The sequence below is a fragment of the Mucilaginibacter sp. R-33 genome, assembly GCF_049949235.1.
In the GTDB taxonomy this organism is placed as follows: domain Bacteria; phylum Bacteroidota; class Bacteroidia; order Sphingobacteriales; family Sphingobacteriaceae; genus Mucilaginibacter.
This window is the reverse complement of the sequence record NZ_CP188089.1, coordinates 1,418,827-1,438,228: the sequence shown is the minus strand read 5'-3', so window position 1 is coordinate 1,438,228 and position 19,402 is coordinate 1,418,827. Positions and strand designations below refer to the sequence as shown.

Annotated in this window: 17 protein-coding genes, 1 tRNA gene and 1 riboswitch; of the genes, 6 read left to right on the top strand and 12 right to left on the bottom strand. The window is 41.5% G+C overall.

Going from position 1 to position 19,402, the window contains the following annotated elements:
• Positions 1–137: 137 nt before the first annotated feature.
• From ACP26M_RS06215 to kdsA, 8 genes are all read right to left on the bottom strand, one after another.
• Entirely contained in the window at positions 138–953 is an 816-nt protein-coding gene (locus ACP26M_RS06215; RefSeq protein WP_426587120.1) for a helix-turn-helix domain-containing protein, read from the bottom strand.
• 52 nt (positions 954–1,005) lie between these two features.
• Complete coding sequence (locus ACP26M_RS06210; protein ID WP_426587118.1) at positions 1,006–2,043, bottom strand: SDR family NAD(P)-dependent oxidoreductase; 1,038 nt, start codon at positions 2,041–2,043, stop codon at positions 1,006–1,008.
• Between the two features lie 299 nt (positions 2,044–2,342).
• A tRNA-Leu gene (locus tag ACP26M_RS06205) sits at positions 2,343–2,424 on the bottom strand.
• Positions 2,425–2,517: 93 nt separating this feature from the next.
• The gene (locus ACP26M_RS06200; protein WP_426587116.1) at positions 2,518–3,306 is read right to left on the bottom strand and encodes a helical backbone metal receptor; all 789 of its coding nucleotides are present in this window, start codon (positions 3,304–3,306) and stop codon (positions 2,518–2,520) included.
• Position 3,307: 1 nt separating this feature from the next.
• Positions 3,308–4,711, bottom strand: a complete 1,404-nt coding sequence (locus ACP26M_RS06195) for an undecaprenyl-phosphate glucose phosphotransferase (protein WP_426587114.1) — start codon at positions 4,709–4,711, stop codon at positions 3,308–3,310.
• A gap of 211 nt (positions 4,712–4,922) precedes the next feature.
• A complete protein-coding gene (locus tag ACP26M_RS06190) occupies positions 4,923–6,254 on the bottom strand; it encodes a nucleotide sugar dehydrogenase (protein ID WP_426587112.1) in 1,332 nt (443 codons plus the stop codon).
• A 629-nt stretch (positions 6,255–6,883) separates the two neighbouring features.
• Positions 6,884–7,819, bottom strand: coding sequence for a KpsF/GutQ family sugar-phosphate isomerase (locus ACP26M_RS06185; RefSeq protein WP_426587110.1), 936 nt, complete (start codon positions 7,817–7,819; stop codon positions 6,884–6,886).
• 26 nt (positions 7,820–7,845) lie between these two features.
• Positions 7,846–8,622 carry a 3-deoxy-8-phosphooctulonate synthase gene (gene kdsA, locus ACP26M_RS06180; protein ID WP_090527319.1) on the bottom strand — a complete coding sequence of 259 codons (777 nt, stop codon included), beginning with the start codon at positions 8,620–8,622 and terminating at the stop codon, positions 7,846–7,848.
• A 336-nt stretch (positions 8,623–8,958) separates the two neighbouring features.
• Here kdsA and ACP26M_RS06175 point away from each other — a divergent pair, with 336 nt between their 5' ends.
• The 4 genes from ACP26M_RS06175 (at position 8,959) to ACP26M_RS06160 (ending at position 10,852) form a co-directional block, all read left to right on the top strand.
• Complete coding sequence (locus tag ACP26M_RS06175) at positions 8,959–9,288, top strand: ArsR/SmtB family transcription factor (protein WP_321559459.1); 330 nt, start codon at positions 8,959–8,961, stop codon at positions 9,286–9,288.
• Between the two features lie 6 nt (positions 9,289–9,294).
• The gene (locus ACP26M_RS06170) at positions 9,295–9,714 is read left to right on the top strand and encodes a VOC family protein (protein WP_426587107.1); all 420 of its coding nucleotides are present in this window, start codon (positions 9,295–9,297) and stop codon (positions 9,712–9,714) included.
• A gap of 125 nt (positions 9,715–9,839) precedes the next feature.
• Positions 9,840–10,328 (top strand): VOC family protein, encoded by a 489-nt coding sequence (locus ACP26M_RS06165; RefSeq protein WP_090527310.1) that lies wholly within the window; start codon positions 9,840–9,842, stop codon positions 10,326–10,328.
• A gap of 23 nt (positions 10,329–10,351) precedes the next feature.
• On the top strand, positions 10,352–10,852 hold the full coding sequence (locus tag ACP26M_RS06160) for an SRPBCC family protein (protein ID WP_426587104.1): 501 nt from the start codon (positions 10,352–10,354) through the stop codon (positions 10,850–10,852).
• Positions 10,853–10,913: 61 nt separating this feature from the next.
• Here the strand turns inward: ACP26M_RS06160 and ACP26M_RS06155 are convergent, their stop codons facing one another.
• Both ACP26M_RS06155 and metE read right to left on the bottom strand, forming a co-directional pair.
• Positions 10,914–11,159 (bottom strand): cysteine-rich CWC family protein, encoded by a 246-nt coding sequence (locus tag ACP26M_RS06155; RefSeq protein ID WP_426587102.1) that lies wholly within the window; start codon positions 11,157–11,159, stop codon positions 10,914–10,916.
• A 218-nt stretch (positions 11,160–11,377) separates the two neighbouring features.
• Positions 11,378–13,675: a 5-methyltetrahydropteroyltriglutamate--homocysteine S-methyltransferase gene (metE, locus tag ACP26M_RS06150; protein ID WP_426587100.1), complete on the bottom strand. Its 2,298-nt coding sequence runs from the start codon at positions 13,673–13,675 to the stop codon at positions 11,378–11,380.
• A gap of 173 nt (positions 13,676–13,848) precedes the next feature.
• Positions 13,849–14,040: riboswitch (cobalamin riboswitch) on the bottom strand.
• A gap of 168 nt (positions 14,041–14,208) precedes the next feature.
• Here metE and ACP26M_RS06145 point away from each other — a divergent pair.
• A complete protein-coding gene (locus tag ACP26M_RS06145; protein WP_426587098.1) occupies positions 14,209–15,573 on the top strand; it encodes an MFS transporter in 1,365 nt (454 codons plus the stop codon).
• A 97-nt stretch (positions 15,574–15,670) separates the two neighbouring features.
• Here ACP26M_RS06145 and ACP26M_RS06140 read toward each other — a convergent pair whose 3' ends face one another.
• Positions 15,671–16,912 carry an MFS transporter gene (locus ACP26M_RS06140; RefSeq protein ID WP_426587096.1) on the bottom strand — a complete coding sequence of 414 codons (1,242 nt, stop codon included), beginning with the start codon at positions 16,910–16,912 and terminating at the stop codon, positions 15,671–15,673.
• A gap of 349 nt (positions 16,913–17,261) precedes the next feature.
• Between ACP26M_RS06140 and ACP26M_RS06135 the strand changes: the two genes are divergently transcribed.
• The gene (locus ACP26M_RS06135) at positions 17,262–17,858 is read left to right on the top strand and encodes a TetR/AcrR family transcriptional regulator (RefSeq protein WP_426587094.1); all 597 of its coding nucleotides are present in this window, start codon (positions 17,262–17,264) and stop codon (positions 17,856–17,858) included.
• A 5-nt stretch (positions 17,859–17,863) separates the two neighbouring features.
• On the opposite strand, the gene ACP26M_RS06130 is transcribed toward ACP26M_RS06135, so the two are convergent.
• Complete coding sequence (locus tag ACP26M_RS06130) at positions 17,864–19,309, bottom strand: TlpA family protein disulfide reductase (protein ID WP_426587092.1); 1,446 nt, start codon at positions 19,307–19,309, stop codon at positions 17,864–17,866.
• Between the last annotated feature and the right edge of the window lie 93 nt (positions 19,310–19,402).

Sequence of the window (19,402 nt, the reverse complement as noted above, 5' to 3'; positions counted from 1 at the left end):
AGACAAAGTTCTTGTATGGTGCACCTAACGGTACAGAATTCGAACCATTTTTTAAAGGATTTAGCTATCCTATGCGAGTTATCTGCCATTTAAGAACTTTTAATAACACAAAGTATCCTAAGAACAGTTGTTTCAATTTATTTAGCTTTTGACAATTCACTCGGCGTAAAACCAAATTGTTTTTTAAAGGCATATGAAAAGTGCGAGAGATTTTCAAAACCCGTTTCCAAATAAATTTCAGAAGGTTTGCGATTCTTTTCAGCCAATTGGTATCGGGCGAGTTCAAGCCTTTTTTTCGTGAGCCATTTCTGAGGCGTTGTACCATACACTTTCTTAAAATCACGCTTAAAGGTTGTTAAACTTCGGCCTGTCAGATAACCGAATTTTTCTATGGGCATGTTAAACATATAGTTACGCTCCATAAACTCGACAAGGTTAATTTTATGCGGCTCTGAAAAATCGGATAAAATATGGTCCATACTGTCATTTATAGATCGCAATATGGCTATCGCTTCCTGTATTTTCAACTCCGAAAGTTCGCGCGGTAATTTGTATTCCAGATCGAAATAAGGAAGCATTGAAGCAAAAAAACTGTCCAGTAACGGCCCTTTAGATAAAGGAATTATGGCATCAGTTTTAAATACCGTAAAGACTTCATTTTTTTTATGCTCGTAAAATGCTTTCAGCACATCTTGGGTTAGCTTTACAATAATCGCTCTGTAGGGCAAATCGTCTTTTCCCGTTTTTATGAGCCGGGCTAACCGGTTCTTAGGAAATAAAAAAGTTTCCCCAGCCTCAAAAAAATAAGCTTTATTAGATTCAATAACTTTCAATTTGCCTGACAATACCCGGACTACAGAATGCTCCTCAGCAACCAGTTCACTATTTTGGTGAACCGCTTCACTGCAGGTAAATACAATCTCTGCATAATTATTTATTTGCCGTATTGCCATAATACAAAAATAAGCAAATAAAGCCCAACAGCTTGGGCCCTATTTGTTTTGCTTATTGAACATCAAATTTTGTATCAGTAAGTTCCTCGCTCAAAACCCAAAGCCTTTGTGCCGCATTCGGCTCCAGGGCAAATGGTGCCACACCGAATGTCCCGCCAGGGTTGCTCTTTCCTGCGTTACTATCGTAGGCATCGGGATTGTAACTGGCAACTTCGACATCTTGCAGATAAACACCGCCTATATTTTGCAATTGCGGACTTGTAGCGGCCCATACTGTTGTGGCGGCACCTTGCTCTTTAGTCTTAGACATTTTCTGCATCGCTGCCTGGGCTTCTTCATTGGGTGTACCGTCAGCATTTACAGCACCCAAAGTAATAAAATCTTCAAAGGTTAGGTGCCTGCCCAAATTGGTATCCAATATTAGACCTGGATGCAGTGAATAAGCGCGGACACCTAACGGACGTGCCTTTTTATCGAGTTCTACAGTAAATAACACGTTAGCTGTTTTAGACTGGCCGTACGCCTCAAATTTGTTGTATTCTCTCGTATGATAATTAACATCATCAAAAAGTACAGAAGAATAATGGTGTGCCGAAGAGGAAACCGTCACCACCCTTGCCCCTTCTGTCTTCTTAAGCGCTTCCCAAAGTTTTGCTGTCAGTTGAAAATGTCCTAAGTGGTTAGTAGAAAACTGTGCCTCATAACCCCGGCTGTCACGTTGTAAAGGCGTCCACATGATGCCTGCATTATTGATTAACATATGCAATGGCCTACCTGATGCCAGGAATTTTTCAGCAAACAAAGTAATAGAGGCAGGTTCCGTTAGGTTCATCGGTTCCACTTCTACATTGGCAATTCCTTGAAGATTTAATTTTGCTTTTTCAATATCCCTGGCAGGTACAATTACTGTTGCACCTGCCTTAGACAACGTTTTGGTGACTTCCAGGCCAAGACCTCCGTCGCCGCCTGTTACAATAGCAATTTTTCCATTAAGATCCACTCCCTTTATAACATCAGATGTTGTGGATGCTGCGTTGAAGCCTGAACCTACCGGTTTTTGCAAAGCTCCATTAAGATTATTTTGTTCCATTTTATTTGAAATTTATGAAAGCAAAATTAGAAGGTAGCCTATTCAGATGTTTTGTTTTAAAGGCCGAAAAACTTTATTTATAAGGCCATAGAATCTAATGCGATTTTTAGGTCAGCCAGGCAATGAATTAGCATGTATAACAAAGATTTTTTGAACTTTCAGCAGTTGGATTGATGCCTGGACTCGAACTGCTAAATCACTAAAATACAAATACTTAAAAGAGGAAGTACATTAATAGCCTATTTATCGAACCAAAAAAGCCTTCAAAATCAATGACTTTGAAGGCTTTACACTTTTAGTGCGGAAGAAGGGACTCGAACCCCCACGCCGTGAAGCGCCAGATCCTAAGTCTGGTGCGGCTACCAATTACGCCACTTCCGCGTTTCTGATTTAACAGGCTGCAAAGATAGCGTTTTAAATTATACTTAAAAACATAATTTTCATTTTTTTGCTATCATGCTCATTTAGTAGGAATTAATTTTTCACAAGCCCATTTACCAGTTGTTTGAAGTATACCGGTGCATATAAAAGCCTGCTGCCATACCATGAAAACATTTCACCGTCTACCAAAACAACTTTAGCATTTGGTAAAAGCATCCTAAACTCCTCTATATGTTTTTGAGCGAATGGGTATGGCTCTGATGATAAAAAAACAACAGCAGGATTAGCCGCGACTAAAGCATCTGCATCACTCTCCGGGTAACGCTCCATCTCTGTTACATTGTTTAACCCACATATTTGCAGCATACTATCAATGAAAGTTCTCCTGCCGGCAAGCATATAGGGTTTACGCCAGATGAGATAGGCAACTCTCAGCCCTGTTACCGGAAGCTTTATACCGTTAAAACGACCATTGATTTCCGTGCAAAGCACGTTTGCCTGCTCGGGCTTGCCTATCATATCACCAATGCAAACAATCATTTGCAAAGCCGAATCCAGATCAAAAATATCACTGATCCAAACCGGGCATATATTCATTAACTCTTCTACCTGGAGACGGTCGTTCTCCTCTTTATTGGCGATAATTAAATCCGGGTTCAGCAATCGGATTTTTTCGACATCAAGCTGTTTAGTCCCTCCTACTTTCGTTGTTGAATTAAACCTATCAGCCGGATGGATACAAAATTTAGTAATGCCTATCACCTCAGCGTTTAAGCCAAGGTAAAAAAGCAATTCTGTTTGTGAAGGGACAACGGATATGATCCGCTTAGGGATTCCGGAAAGTTCAATCTTTCGGCTTAGCTGGTCCCGGAATACCGGCATGTTAAAACGCGTTCTTTTCGCCTTTAAACACGTTCCATACGGTCAGGAAGATAATCTTCATGTCCAGCAGGAACGACCAATTTTCAAGATACCAAACGTCGGCCTCCACACGTTCAAGCATAGCCTGTGTGGTTTGAGTTTCGCCCCTCAGGCCTGACACCTGCGCCCAACCTGTAATACCGGGTTTAAGAAAATGCCTTACCATGAAAGTATCAATAAGCTGCGAATATTGCTGCGTATGGCTAATCATGTGCGGCCTTGGGCCTACTACAGACATATTGCCTAATATTACGTTAAAGAACTGTGGCAATTCGTCGATACTTGTTTTACGGATAAATGCCCCGGATTTGGTTATACGTGAATCACCGCGTGTAGCTTGTTTTTTATCCGAATCGTGATTTACCCGCATGCTACGGAATTTATAGCATTTAAATGGCTTATTGTCCCTGCCCGAGCGCTCCTGTACAAAGAATATCGGCCCTTTTGACTCAAGCTTTATAATGATGGCTAAAATGGGGAATAACCAGCTAAAAATAAACAGGATCACAAATATTGAAAAACAGATATCAAACAAGCGTTTGATGGAGCGGTTCAGCATGTTTTCCAAAGGTTCGGGCCTTACGGATATAACCGGAATATGACCGAAGCTTTGTATAAAAGTTGGCTTTTTAGCGTAGTCGTAATATTCCGGCACAAATTTAAACCTGATCAGGTTTTTATCCGCATCCAGCATCAACTGCTCTATTTTCTCGGCTTCAGAGTTCGGTAGGGTACAAAATATTTCATCAACTTTATTATTGAGTACATAGCTTATACAATCATTAGTGCCGCCTAAATAAAGGCTTTGATCAAGTACGCTCTCTGATGCATCATCAAAAAAGCCAATAAGCCTATATCCACGTTCGGGGTTTTGTTTAAAAAAGCTATGCAGGTCTGACCCGATGCGGCCCCCGCCTATAATGATCACAGTACGTGTATCAATAAGCGTTGCGCGATCGCTTTTACGGATACTCAGGAATATTAACTTCCATAAACCAAGCAGGAAGCCGAATAATGCCAACGAATAAAAAAGGTATTCACGTGTTATAAAATACGCTTTGGTGCCTATCAATATAATGATAGTAAAGCAAATAAAGCTTACAAACAGCAGGTAAGTTTTAATTACGCCGCGATAAGTTTTAATTGAATCTTTATTCAGAACATGTTCATAAAGCCCGGTGATATTAGCTGATAGCAGCCAAATTAAATTAAAAACTAACACAATAGGCAGGTACTGCCTGTTGTTAATCCAAAAAATATATGAGCGGTCTTCGATGAAGTAAGAAATTACCATGCTCATATTAAGTATAATATAATCAATGGTAAGGTTCACTGCTTTAATAAAAGTAGCGTATCTGTGAATCATGTATATGTGCTTATGTAGTATGCAACCCTGCTAAAATTACTATAAATTATTTACTAATAACAATGTCATAATTAAATGAAGACACGGTTACGAATGTATTATTTCCACAGCCACAAAATTAGAAATTAAGAAATTTATTCAAAATGAATTCTCTGTTAACAGTAAGAAAAAAATGATTTTCTATGTGAAAAAACAACTGTAAAAACAACACTTACAACCGTCCGCTTACAACATCCTTGTTTAAAATGCCTTTTATATCATAAATTACCGATGATGGTTTATGTTTTAAGCTTGCATAGTCTAAATCATAAAACTCGCGATGTGCCACAGCCATAACAATGGCATCGTAAGCGCCGCTTAGCTGTCGGTAATTTTTCAATGTAGAGATGCCATATTCTCTTTTTACCTCATCCGGGTCAGCCCATGGATCATATATTTCACAGGTTGCGTCAAAACCATCAAATCCCTTAATAATATCAATTACCCTGGTGTTACGAACATCCGGGCAATTTTCCTTGAACGTAAAACCGAGCACAAGGATCTTTGAGTTTTTTACCGAAATATCATTCTTTACCATCAGTTTAATAACTTCAAGGGCAACGTACGAACCCATACCATCATTAAGCCTTCGCCCAGCCAGGATAATTTCGGGATGATAACCTATTTGCTGGGCTTTTGCTGCAAGATAATACGGATCGACTCCTGTGCAGTGCCCGCCTACAAGGCCTGGTTTAAAATTCAGGAAATTCCACTTGGTACCTGCCGCCGCCAAAACCGCATAGGTATCAATATCCATAATGTTGAATATTTTGGCGAGTTCGTTTACAAAAGCGATATTGATATCGCGCTGCGAATTTTCGATCACCTTACAAGCTTCTGCAACTTTAATGGCGGGGGCTTTATGTGTTCCTGCTTTTACTATTGACTGGTATAGGCTGTCAATAAAATCCGCAGCCTCAGGCGTTGAGCCCGATGTTACTTTTAAAATATTGGTCAACGTATGAACTTTATCCCCCGGATTTATACGCTCGGGTGAGTATCCTGCAAAAAAATCACTGTTATACTGCAAACCTGATTCTCTTTGTAAAACAGGCACACAAACATCCTCAGTTACACCGGGATAAACTGTTGATTCATAAATAACCACATCCCCCCTCTTCAATACACCTGCTATTGATTTACTTGCTTTGATAAGCAGGCTTAGATCGGGCCGGTTGTGCTGGTCGGTAGGTGTTGGTACGGAAACAATATAAACATTACAGGAAGCAATGTCTGTTATCTGCGATGTGAAAGTAAGTCCCTTGCTTTCATCCTTTAAATTTAAAACTGCGGATAGTTCGTCGCTACTGGTTTCAAGGGTACGGTCAAACGCGTTATTTAGCTCGTCAACCCGGCTTTGTTTAATATCGAAACCTTTTACAGGACATTTTTTGGCGAATTCCACAGCAAGGGGCAATCCCACATAGCCAAGACCTATTATTGCAATATGAATATTTGCAGGAGCCTGAAATTTATTAGTGATCGAATTTGATTGATCAGACATTTAATTTAACACGGTAGAATATGATAGATACCGGTAAAGATAATCAAATATTACCGAAATAGGCAATTCAAAACCATAGCATTACTGAATTCACTGCCTAAAGGATCACTAAAATGTTCATCATTTATAAATCCGGAAAATAAAAAAATGTCTTGGAAGAAACGAAATTGACCTAAATACAGGTAGAATAAGTAAATTACGGCCTATGTAAGGCTTTTTAATAACGATTTCCAATAAAATGAGAGTCCAGTTTTTTCTTGTTGTAATACCAGTAGTCATTCTTTTATTGATAATCTTGAATATTTTGTTTTTCTACTTATTTATTCGAATAGCAGTAAAACGATGCGTTGAGCCATATTTAAATAGTAAAGGCTATACTTTGGTTAATTACAAATGGGCGGGTTTTTGGGATACAGGTGATTTTAAAAATGAACAATTGAGTTTCGCCCTATTCAAAACCGGCCCAAAGTTTATATCCATTTTCTCGTATGTTTACTTTAACGATTTATATATAACCAAGAGAACGACCATTAAAATAGATCTTGTCGGTTTATCAATCGTGAAAGTAACTTATAGTAACAATATTTAACAATCTAAAAATAAGCAATTCAAATTCTTGAAGGCTATTTTCAGGCCGTATATATCTGGTAAACACCTGTTATTGATCGGCTTTGTGCAGAACCTACCAGTAAGGTGGTGATTTTTTTTTCAAGCATTAACTGCTCGGCATAGCCCACAAATTCATGCTCATCAATAATAACCGGGTTAACGGTCATGATTTCGGCGATGGTTAAGGTTGATGTATCAGGGTGTTTAAGCAAGGCCCGGCGAAGGTCGCCATCTGTAACCACCCCCTTAATCCGGGACGCGTCACCTACTATAACCATACCTAACCTACCTTCGGACATGCGCAGTAACAGGTCCATAAATGAAGCTTCCTCATTAATAAAAGGAAGCTTATCAGTCCGCATCAGGTCTTTAACCTTTACCAGCAGTTTGCGCCCAAGGCTACCGCCCGGATGAAAACGTGCAAAATCATGCTGCTGAAAGTTTCGCGACTCCATTAACGCTATCGCCAGGGCATCGCCCATAACCAGCGCCGCGGTAGTTGATGATGTAGGCGCCAGCTCGAGCGGGCAAGCCTCCCTTTCAACTTTTATATTAAGGTGATAACTGCAGTTTTTGGCAACGGTTGATATAGGATTACCTGTTATACCAATCATCACATTTTTATTCCATTTTAAATAAGGAATAAGTTTCAGCACCTCGTCGGTTTCGCCCGAATAGGATATCAATAAAACAATATCATTAGGGCCTACCATGCCTAAATCGCCGTGAAAAGCCTCTCCCGGATGTAAAAAAAAGCTCGGTGTACCCGTACTCGCCAATGTGGCAGCTATCTTTTTACCGATAAGCCCCGATTTGCCAATACCAATAACAACCAGCTTTCCTGTTGATTTTAATATGGCATCAACAACCCTTGCAAACTCATCATCAATTGAGCCGGCTACTTGCTGCAGCGACTCTATTTCAATATCAAAAACCCTTTTTGCAATATCTTTCATGGATCCGGACATTCAGAACAAAAAACTTATCCTACTAATGGCGCTAAAACCTTATCCAGTTCGTGCAGCTTAACCATGTTAGGGCCATCGCTCAGGGCATTATCAGGGTCGGGATGCGTTTCTAAAAAATAGCCATCGGCTCCAAAAGCCTTTGCTGCCAGCGCCATCATGGGCACAAAAGTACGGTCGCCGCCGGTTTTTCCTCCTGCGCCGCCCGGGCGCTGAACCGAATGGGTACAATCCATACAAACCGGGTGGCCAAAAGCTTTCATGTCGTAAATATTCCTGAAATCGACAGCTAAATTATTATAACCATACATATTGCCCCGCTCGGTTAATATTACCTGGTTATTGCCGGCTTCAATAACTTTTTGAGCCGGATAAAACATATCATGCCCCGAAAGGAACTGGGCTTTTTTTACGTTGACAATTTTACCGGTTTGAGCAGCCGCAACCAGCAGATCTGTTTGCCGGCATAAAAACGCAGGGATCTGCAATATATCGGCAACCTCGGCTACAATAGCTGCCTGGAATGGCTCATGAATATCAGTAGTAACCGGTAAACCAAAACGCTGCTTAACATTCATCAGCATTTCCATGCCTTTCTCTAATCCAGGGCCGCGGTATGAATGAATAGATGTGCGGTTGGCTTTATCAAATGACGATTTAAAGATTACCGGCACGTTGTATTTCTGCCCGGCTTCGGCTACTTTTTCGGCAACAGTATATAATAACTCCTGGCTTTCCATTACACAGGGGCCAAGAATAAAGAACGGCTTTTGGCTTATTTGTTCAAACAGCATATTGTTAGGATATATTTATCAGCCACAAAGATGATGATTTTTTTGAGAATCGTACAGAAGGGCCATTTCACTCCCGGGCAAACGCACATAAATAGGGTTAACAGGGTTAACACTTTTTTAAAATATTACTTACAAGATATTCATAATCAAATATTTATTTTTTAAGGGGTTACACTACGCTAATGTTTTTGAGTGCTTAGGCAAGTCCGAATATTTAAATGTTGGCCCTGTACTTCTCCCCTTTTTTTTTAAAATAAAAATATTAAAAAATTTGCGTAAGCGACTGCTTACATATTATATTTGTAAGCAATCACTTACATGTTATATTTGATTTAGATGAGACGAGATGTTTTCCAGGCCATTGCCGATCCAACCCGCAGGGATATCATTAACCTGATAGCCTTTAAACCCATGAACCTGAATGCCATAGCGGATAACTTTGATGTGAGCCGCCCCGCTATATCCCAGCATATAAAAATTTTAACCGAATGCGGCCTTATAGCCATTAAGAAACAGGGCCGGGAACGGTATTGCGAACCCCGGCTGAAACAGCTTGATGAGGTAGCTCAATGGGTTGAGCGCTACCGCAAGGTTTGGGAAGAAAAATTTGACGCGCTCGACAATCTGCTCGAAGAATTAAAAAACAATGATAAACCTTTAAAATAATCAATTATGACGAAGCAATTCTGGATCAATCTGCCTGTAAAAAATGTAAATGTATCAAAGGAGTTTTTCAGCAAACTCGGCTTCCGGTTTAATTCGCAATTTGGTAACGGCCCAAATTCTGCAGCCATGCAGGTTGGCGAAAAGGATGTTACCGTAATGCTTTTTGACGAAAGCACCTTTAAAGGCTTTGTTGAAAACTGCGGTCTTGCGGATACGGCCAAGGGAGTTGAAGTTCTGCTGTCTATCGACGCGGAAAGCAAGGAAGAAGTTGATGAACTGGCTCAAAAAGCTATCGAAGCCGGTGGAAAAAGCAATCACAAGCTCCGGGAAATGGATGGCTGGATGTACGGCTGCCTGTTTACCGATCCTGATGGCCATAGCTGGAATGTGCTGCACATGGATATGAGCAAAATGCCAGGGAGATAAAAAATCATTTTGTCGCTAATGCCCCCTTATCTCGTCGTTTTTGGACACTATTAGCCCTTGCCAGGGCAGGTAACTTTGAGATATCAAAAGCAACAAATTTTAAACATTAAAAAAAACAGAAACCAATGGCAACATTTAAAGCAACCCAGAAAGTAACCCCTTTTTTATGGTTTAACGGCAACCTTGAAGAAGCGTTGAAATTTTATACTTCGGTATTTAAAAACTCCGAAAGCGAAGTAAGCTCACTTACCGATCCCGGCAATGGCCGCAAAATGTTAGTTGGAACATTTCGTATCGAAGACCAGCAGTTTTTAGCGCTGGATGGAGGACCAATGTTTAATTTTTCGCCGGCTACTTCCTTTTATATAAACTGCAAAACCCAGGAGGAAATTGATTACCTGTGGGAAGCACTACCTGCAGGCGGCGGCAAAACCAGTCAGTGCGGCTGGCTTGATGATAAATTCGGTGTTACCTGGCAAATTGTTCCTGAAGTTATGAGCGAATTACTTTATAACAACGAAAATCCTGAAAAAGCCAAAAAAGTTATGGCTGCCATGATGAAGATGACCAAAATGGATATCAAGCTTTTGCAGGAAGCTAACGATAACGATTAATCAATCACCTAAATAAAAACACCATGATCACCACAAAAAATCAAACAGAAATTAAGGCCGAACCCGGCAAACAGGAGCTTTTTATAACCCGCGAATTTGAAGCACCGCGTGAGCTTGTTTTCAGAGCTTTTACCGATCCCGAACTGATTGTTAGATGGCTGGGCCCGCGCGAACTTAAAATGCGCATAGATCAATTTGACTGCCGTAGCGGAGGCGCTTACCGTTATATCCATACCGACCCTGCCGGTAATGATTATGGCTTTCATGGTGTGATCCATGATGTAACCGCGCCTGAACGTATCATCCAAACATTTGAGTTTGAAGGATTGCCCGAAAGTGGTCATGTAACGCTTGAAACCACCAGGTTTGAAGCACTACCAGGCAACCGTACAAAAGTGACTGTACAATCTGTTTTCCAATCGGCAGCCGATCGTGACGGCATGCTGCAATCGGGCATGGAACGCGGGGTAAATGATTCACACTGGCGTTTGGATGAGCTTTTTGAAGCAGGAGAAATAAAATAGATGCAAAAGGCTGAACGCAGAAAGCCAAAAGCTTTTGATTATCAGCACCGGGCTTGTACTATTACTTACCTTTCTTGATTGCTTCAAGTATCGTTTTCATTTTTTCCTGAGCTGCGGTTAAGCTGATCTCATGCTTCATAACCATCAGGCATTTACGGCAAAGGCAATCCGGGTAGGTTAAGCGGATATAATCACGCTCCTGATCGGTGAAGCTGATGCCCTGGCACTGACACAACAGGATGCTGCCTACTTTGCATTCAAACGGCTCTTTACACCGGGGGCAGTATTTATTTTCATGCTTTGTCATATTAAGTATTTAAATCCGGAGGCCTCTGAAGGTGAAATGACAAAAGAGGGCCTGTCAGTCTGAGCCCGTCGAAGACTCGCGCGCAGAGGCCCTTCCCACCATGCTTCGATAGGCTCAACATGACACCCTTTTTTTAATTATACCTATAAAACTATTGTGTACCCGTAAGGATACACAGTAGTTTTTTTTATTTAAGCAGTTACATTGCTGATAACATTTTAGCGGACAGCTTTCGCGGCTTCAACCATCTCTGTTAAGGCTTTTTGGGTTTCATCCCATCCCCGCGTTTTTAAACCACAATCGGGATTTACCCAAAGCTGGGCATCGGGTATTACGGCCTGGGCGCGTTTAAGCAAACGGATCATTTCCTCCCTGTTGGGCACGCGGGGCGAATGGATATCATATACACCGGGGCCAATTTCATTAGGATACTTAAAATCAGCAAAAACATCCAGCAGCTCCATTTGTGAGCGCGATGTTTCTATCGTGATCACATCGGCATCCATATCGGCTATGCTTTTAATGATATCATTAAACTCCGAATAGCACATGTGCGTGTGGATCTGTGTACTGTCCTGAACGCCGCTTGCCGAAATCCTGAATGCTTTAACTGCCCAGTCAAGGTAATTTGCCCTATCATCCCTGCGAAGCGGTAATCCTTCGCGAATGGCCGGTTCATCTATCTGGATGATCTTGATACCGGCGCTTTCCAGGTCACAAACTTCATCACGAATGGCCAATGCTATCTGCGTACAGGTTTCGGAACGGGGCTGGTCATTGCGCACAAACGACCATTGCAAAATAGTTACCGGGCCGGTTAACATACCCTTCATCCATTTTGAGGTTAGTGATTGCGCATAAGCCGACCATTTTACCGTCATAGGCTGTGGCCTTGATACATCGCCATAAATAACCGGTGGCTTAACACAGCGGCTGCCATAGCTTTGCACCCAGCCATTTTGTGTAAAGGTAAAACCGGCCAGTTGTTCGCCAAAGTACTCAACCATATCATTACGTTCAAACTCGCCATGTACCAGCACATCCAACCCTATTTCTTCCTGCCATTTTATAGCCTTTTCAGTTTCGGTAGCTATCAGTTTATTATACTCCCCCAGGGTTATCGCGCCTTTTTTTAATTGGGCACGCCAGCTTCGTACTTCGGTTGTTTGCGGGAACGAACCAATAGTTGTGGTAGCAAAAAGTGGCAGGTCAAGCAGTTGCTGCTGCTGTTCTTTCCGTGCAGGAAAAGCGCTTATACGCTTTGCGTCATTTTCGGTGATGGCGCTTACCCGTTGTTTAACCGCTGGGTTATGGATCAGTGCAGATGTTCGGCGGGCCTCGTTTGCCTGCCGGTTTTTTGCCAGCTGATGCAGGCTGCTATCGCTCACCACATCTTCCGATAATTTGCTGAGCAATACCACTTCGTTTATTTTCTGCCGCGCAAAAGCCAGCCACTGCTTAATTTCGGGAGTAAGCACTTCATCGTTGGTTTCATTTTGCAGATCGCATGGCGAATGGATCAATGAGCATGAAGGAGCTATCCAAACGCGGTCGGCACCTAATTTATCCTTCGCATTCTTTATAATGACCAGCGAGTTAACAAAATCATTTTTCCAGATATTGCGCCCGTCAACAACACCTAAAGAAAGGATAGTTTTTTGGGGCAGATGCTCCATTACTTCGTTTAATTGCTGAGGCGCCCGCACCAAATCGACATGTAAAACATCAACGGGTAAAGTTGCCGCTAATTGAGTGTTATCACCCAGGCGTTCAAAATAAGTTGCCAAAACTATCTTCAGGAAAGGAAACTCCTTCCTCAATTGCTTATAGGTATCTTTAAATACCTCCTGTTGTTTTTCGCTTAAATCAAGCGCTAAAAACGGCTCATCAAACTGAACCCATTCGGCACCTAAAGCTTTAAGCTTATTCAGGATGTCAAAATAAACAGGCAGCAGATTTTTGATCAGGTCTGTCTTATCGAAACCAGCCTCTTTCTCCTTGCCCAACAACAGGTACGATACAGGGCCAAGCAATACCGGCTTGCTAACGATGCCCAATTGTTTAGCCTCATAAAACTCGTCGATAACCTTGGTGGAGAAAAGTTTAAACTGCTGATCTTTATAAAACTCGGGTACGATGTAATGGTAATTGGTATCAAACCATTTGGTCATTTCCATCGCTACCACATCCAATCCATCTTTTTGATAGCCGCGCGCCATAGCAAAATACAGATCGAGCTCAGTATTGCCCTTTTGTTGGATCACCTCGTGATAGCGTTTAGGAATAGCACCAAACATCAGTGAATGATCAAGCACCTGGTCATAAAATGAAAAATCATTTGATGGGATCATGTCAATTCCGGCTTCTTTTTGCAGCAGCCAGTTTTCTTCCCTGATGTATTTACCCACGGTAAGCACATTTTTTAAGCCCGTTTTGCCTGCCCAGTAATTTTCGCAGACTTTTTTTAATTCGCGCCGGCTACCAATACGCGGGTAACCTAAATTTTGCGTTAGCATTCTTTTAATTGATTAAATGAATAAATCGGTTAAAAGCCCTTTCAGCTAAGCTTCGTAATGTTTTGTGATATGTAAAATATGGAGAGAATATATGGTCACAGTCTGTCATAACGGGCCATGGACCCAAACAGGCAAGTAATCATAACCCAGACCAAGCTTCATACCGCGAAAGCATTGTCAATTCAGTATTAGGCAGGTCTCCTGACTTGTAACATTTTTGCCGTCCTTCCCATCCCTGTTTATCAGGACAGTGGACATTACTGGCAAAAACCTTTGTGTTACTTACAGTTGCGCGACAGTTCGTGATTTACACACGATTCCCTATTAATCTACAATTAAGTAAAACCTATACCGGTTGATGAAGTAAAGTAAAGAACTTATCGGGGCAAATATAATGATCTGCCGGCTGAATATTCAGGTTATTTCTTGGTTAAATTGTAGGTTATACCATGGCCAATAAACGCGTAAACCTATAAAGCGTTGAATTGTACCATGCCAGATGCAAACTGATCCTTACCTTTGGCAGCTTCTATATGGATCAGAAAACACATTCAAACCTTCCGGGCTTTGGCTGGGCGGTATTAACTACCAGTTTGGCCTTTGTAGTAGCACAACTTGATGTTTCTATCGTTAATATTGCACTACCTGAAATTGCAAAAGCATATCATGCGGGTATCAGCACCCTGCAATGGGTAATTGACGCATACACGCTTGCATTTGCAGTACTCATGCTGTCGGCAGGTAGCCTCGGCGACCTATTAGGATCAAAAAAGATCTTCCAGATTGGCATGATCATTTTCGGTATTGCATCAGCAGGATGCGGTTTGGCCCCTGATGCAATTACGCTTATCATTTGCCGTGTGGCCCAGGGAATTGGGGCTGCTATGATGATCCCAAGCTCGCTTGCATTGCTCAATCACCAGTTTGCACATACACCACAAACACGCACGCGGGCCGTAGGCTTGTGGACAGCTGCCGGAAGCGCTGCCATGGCTGCAGGCCCCACTATTGGTGGCTTCCTGATAGCATTCAGCAGTTGGCGTTTCATTTTTATTGTTAACATCCCAATCTGCATAATTGGTTATATCCTGAGTTTTAAAATGGCGCAAATGACAAAAACAAGCAAGAGGAGTTTTGATTTGCCCGGACAACTCACCTGGATGCTATCAGTCACCACGCTCATTAGTGTAATTATTGAAATACCCCGGCTTGGATTAAGCCATGTACTAATCTGGGGAGGGCTTATTTTGAGTTTATTGATTTTCGGTCTTTTTTTATGGATTGAAGGCAAAACAGCACATCCAATGCTGCCATTCCATCTGTTCAAGTCAGCGAGGTTTAATGCACTTTTAATACTCGGAGCGGTTTTAAACGGATCTTACTATGGCAGCGTTTTTATTTTAAGCCTTTATCTGCAAAAAGTACTAAACTATCCATCCATTATGGCCGGGCTGGCATTTCTTCCGCTTACTGTAGGCTTTGTGATCTCCAATGTGATTAGCGGCCGCATCATTAACCGCTACGGCATCCGTAAACCTATCATTGTTGGCCTCATCATGTTTGCCGCCGGCTTTGCGGGTTTATTCATAGCTCACGAGCATACCCCATATCTTGAACTATTCCCGCCTTTCCTGGTCATCCCGATGGGTATGGGCCTTGCTGTACCAGCCATGACCAATGGTATTTTATCAAGTGTAGATAAAACATTATCAGGAACTGCCTCGGCTATATTAAACACGGCAAGGCAAACAGCGGGTGCCATAGGTGTAGCCGTTTTTGGTGCAATGGCTGCAGGAGGCACACTGGCCATTTTAGGCGCCGTATCCAAAAGCGCAGCCATATCCATCGGCTTAACCGCTTTCGCCATGTTATTAATTGTAAAAGGACTAAAAAGATAAAACTGCTGATATCGCATAACAAAATGGAAGCCGATAATTCCTTACCGGCCTCCATTATTCCATCATAAAGTTATATGAAACCAGGGAATCTTATTCCTTATACAACAGCTACCTCAGCAGCTAAAATAACAGCCGCTTCTTCTTGTTTTTGGTGCGAAGCCCTCGCTTTGATGAAAAGCACCAGTGTAACAACCGCCAGTATCGCGAACGATAAATAAGCGGTTCCTAATAACTGCTGATTTTTGATAGCCATAATATTTACAATTCCATAGCTAAAAAATGAAGTGATAATATAAAGTGAGCCGCCGGTCACGCCGCTTGCAATACCCGCATTTTTTGAAAACCGGCCTAAACAGTAAGCAAATATATTATTGAATATAAAGCCAGATAACAGGTGAACCAATGCTGTAAATGCCATCAGCGTAAATAAATTTGTTTTAATCCCTGCTGTGAACACCATTAAAGCGGCAAAGCCTAATTGCAGTGCAAGCGCTATAGATACTTTTTTGATAAGCGGCTTCCTGATGAGGGTTTTTGAAATAATACCGCCCGCCATCAATGATACCCCCGAAAGCAGCGAACAATAACCGGTTACCACAGGCGACAAATGAAATACATGCTCAATTATAAAAGGGCTGCTCATACCATACACCACCAGCATGGCATAGCTCAGGGAGATCAGGATGAGGCCCAGGGAAAAATCACGGGTTTTAATTGTAGCCAGGTAAACCTGCAGAATACTTTTGGCTTTGAATGGGTGATAATTTTTTAATGATTCGCCACCGTATACCAGCTCTAAAACAAGTAGTGAAAGAGTGGCTATCCCCAGGAAAAGGAAGTTGGATTCCCAGCCAAAGGCAGCTTCAAGGTAACCTCCAATAAAGGGTGCTACAATAGGCGCGGTTGCCCAAATGATAGAAAAAAGGCTGGTATAATGTTTAAGTTGCTCGCCCGAGTACATATCTACAAAGTATGCCCTCTTCCCTACTACAATAAGCGCTACCGTGATGCCCTGCAAAATACGCATTGCATAAATAAGCTCGATATTATGACAGATAGCTATGACAAAACTTGCAAATGCAAACACCAGTAAAGAGACAGTACCGATACGGTACCGGCCAAAGCTATCGAGCAAGCTGCCAACAAACAATTGACTAACGCCCGAACTGATCATAAACGCGATGAGCGAAAGCTGAACAGCCGAATTATTAACAGCTAATTCCCTGGCCATGGAGGGCAGGGAAGGTATATAAATATCAGTTGCAAAACCCGAAAGCGGGATCAGCGCGAACGCTAAAACTGTGCTGATGCCCCTGTGGTGTTCTTTTATAAGTTTCATAGCTTAATGTTAAAATTTAACAGATCGTAAAAACAGTATTGTGATCCGTTTTTTATTAAAACAAAAGTAGACTAATTGGTTTATTAAATAAAACCATTCAGTCTGATTTTAGCCATATTTACATTACTGTGTCAATCGCTGTTTAATCGGCTTTATAAATACACGTATTCATAAGATCAGTGTAAAAAAAATCACCTTAAAGTTATACAATTACAAAACGGATATGAAAATAAAATACTAATTAACAGACATTTACAAATAACAAAACACACAATTAATTTCAACAGCAATCAACCGATTTTATTTTTTTAAACCATTTAGTCTATATTTGCATAGTAAATAACTGAAGATGAACAAAGGCGAGCAAAAAAGGCAATTCATTATTGAGCAGGCAGCGATTTTATTTAATGAGAGGGGAATTGCCGGCACTTCTGTTGATGAGGTACTTGAAGTTGCCAATACCAGTAAGGGATGTTTTTATGGTCATTTTGAAAGCAAAGACGAGCTGGCACAAGCCGCTGTTGACTACCTTTTAGGAAAACTAAACGACAGGAGGAACAACACTGTAAGCAAGCATAAAACTGCCATTGCCAAGATCAATGCCGCTTTAGACAACAGCAAAAATCCACTGAAAAGTTATATTGAAGGCGGCTGCCCGATAGTTAATTTTTCGACAGAGACGGATGATACTAACCCGGCCATCAAAAAAAAATTAAAAGACATGGTTGATACCGCTATAACAACCTACGCCAATATTATTCAGGACGGAATTGATAATGGAGAACTCTCAAATGCCATAAACCCCGTTGAATTTGCAACCCGGATGATGCTTTCGATAGAAGGCGGCAACGCGATCTGCAGGGTATTAAACAGCACAAAACCAATGCAGATCATGATCAAAAGCCTGAAAACTGAACTGGCATCATATGCCCTGGAAAAAGCATAAACACACTAAGGCTTCGCGATAGCTTCATTGATCAATTGTTCGGCCTGCACACTCCCCGGGCCCGGAGCATCAAAGCTGAGCATCTTGCCTTCTTTATCAATCAGTATATATTTTGGAATTGCATAAGCTATGTATGATTGTGCAACTGTACCGTCTTTGTCATAAAGCTGCAGCCAGTCCGGCTTTTCTTCTTTGAGTGCATTTCGCCACTCCTTTTCTCCATCATGTACGGCGATACTAACAAAAGCAACCTGCGGATTAGCTTTGAACTTGTCCCTTAGTTTTTTATATGCAGGCATCTCCTGGCGGCATGGCCCGCACCAGCTGGCCCAAAGGTCAATATAAATAACTTTTCCTTTAAAATCGGCCAGGTTAAAAACCTTGCCACGGTCGCTGGGCAAAGTAAAAGCCGGGGCCGGCTTCCCAATTTGCACGTGCATCAGCTGTAACTTTTTTTCGGTAAAATTACCGGCGATGTTATTTTTTAAAGCCGGGTTACTTATTGCGTCAATGAATACACGCATCTCCTTTTGGGCTATATTCAATTTTTCAAGAGAGTTAGCACTACCAATTCTTTTTTCAACGTGTCGGTTCAGATAATAGTCCCTAACCTTACCGGTAAAAAGCTGTTTGATTTTGCCAAGTGTGTACCCGGGCTGCTTCACCGATGCCGAATCGCGCAGCAGATCCAGCCGCTGTTCATAGGCATAATAAAGTGGCAAAACCCATGATTTATAATCTTCTGATACTAAATATTCGTCATGCGATATACCTTTTGAAAATGCTGAGGGGGTGTTTTTTGATACCAGCTCCCGCATCCGCGCTGCATTGTATTTACTCAAATCAAGGTGCTGAAGCAGCATGTAAAAATTTAAGCTTTGATTATCTAAATCAATCATTTCCTTAAACGTATTGAAATATTGATCCTGCTTTGCCGGCTTGTTGAACACAACATTTAGTAACGAATCTTCCAACGTTTTACTTTTTTTAAGGAATTGGATTAACTCATCGGTCTTTAGTTCATACCACGCTGTTTTGTCGTTCCGGGCTACCAGGATTGAATCTAATTTTACACGGTATTGATTGGTTTGGGCACCTATACCGTTTATCTTTTTAGTTTTCGACAGGTTGACGTAATTAATGGCATCACCGGTTATATGGAGATCATAGCCTGGTGCTACATAGATCCGGTTGATTTGGGTATTGTTTTGTTGGATGCTGGTGCGTTGAGGCTTTACTATCTTGTACGTTTTTAAATAAAACTCACCCGAATCATTAAGCCTGATGGTATCCATAAGAAGTTTACCGTTGGCATCTTCAAAAAAGACCTTCAACATTTTTTCGGCCGAATTGCTGAGCTTTCCCTGGATAACAAGTGGTTGAACCGGGTTTTGAGCTACTCCCCTGCCGATAAAATAAAATGAAAGCAGGAACAGGATCATTTTTTTCATAGATGTAACTGGTAGGTTTAAACAAATATAAAGTTCAGCGACCGATTTCAATATAACTTTTGGATTTAGTTTGCATGTTATCCCAACCCTGAG

Coding starts and splice junctions, on each gene's coding strand:
- ACP26M_RS06215 (WP_426587120.1), bottom strand. CDS start 953: ATGGCAATACGGCAAATAAATAATTATGCAGAGATTGTATTTACCTGC.
- kdsA (WP_090527319.1), bottom strand. CDS start 8,622: ATGCTGTTTGAACAAATAAGCCAAAAGCCGTTCTTTATTCTTGGCCCC.
- ACP26M_RS06185 (WP_426587110.1), bottom strand. CDS start 7,819: ATGAAAGATATTGCAAAAAGGGTTTTTGATATTGAAATAGAGTCGCTG.
- ACP26M_RS06195 (WP_426587114.1), bottom strand. CDS start 4,711: ATGATTCACAGATACGCTACTTTTATTAAAGCAGTGAACCTTACCATT.
- ACP26M_RS06140 (WP_426587096.1), bottom strand. CDS start 16,912: ATGAAACTTATAAAAGAACACCACAGGGGCATCAGCACAGTTTTAGCG.
- ACP26M_RS06165 (WP_090527310.1), top strand. CDS start 9,840: ATGGCAACATTTAAAGCAACCCAGAAAGTAACCCCTTTTTTATGGTTT.
- ACP26M_RS06145 (WP_426587098.1), top strand. CDS start 14,209: ATGGATCAGAAAACACATTCAAACCTTCCGGGCTTTGGCTGGGCGGTA.
- ACP26M_RS06190 (WP_426587112.1), bottom strand. CDS start 6,254: ATGTCTGATCAATCAAATTCGATCACTAATAAATTTCAGGCTCCTGCA.
- ACP26M_RS06135 (WP_426587094.1), top strand. CDS start 17,262: ATGAACAAAGGCGAGCAAAAAAGGCAATTCATTATTGAGCAGGCAGCG.
- ACP26M_RS06210 (WP_426587118.1), bottom strand. CDS start 2,043: ATGGAACAAAATAATCTTAATGGAGCTTTGCAAAAACCGGTAGGTTCA.
- ACP26M_RS06160 (WP_426587104.1), top strand. CDS start 10,352: ATGATCACCACAAAAAATCAAACAGAAATTAAGGCCGAACCCGGCAAA.
- ACP26M_RS06200 (WP_426587116.1), bottom strand. CDS start 3,306: ATGCCGGTATTCCGGGACCAGCTAAGCCGAAAGATTGAACTTTCCGGA.
- ACP26M_RS06130 (WP_426587092.1), bottom strand. CDS start 19,309: ATGAAAAAAATGATCCTGTTCCTGCTTTCATTTTATTTTATCGGCAGG.
- metE (WP_426587100.1), bottom strand. CDS start 13,675: ATGCTAACGCAAAATTTAGGTTACCCGCGTATTGGTAGCCGGCGCGAA.
- ACP26M_RS06155 (WP_426587102.1), bottom strand. CDS start 11,159: ATGACAAAGCATGAAAATAAATACTGCCCCCGGTGTAAAGAGCCGTTT.
- ACP26M_RS06175 (WP_321559459.1), top strand. CDS start 8,959: ATGAGACGAGATGTTTTCCAGGCCATTGCCGATCCAACCCGCAGGGAT.
- ACP26M_RS06170 (WP_426587107.1), top strand. CDS start 9,295: ATGACGAAGCAATTCTGGATCAATCTGCCTGTAAAAAATGTAAATGTA.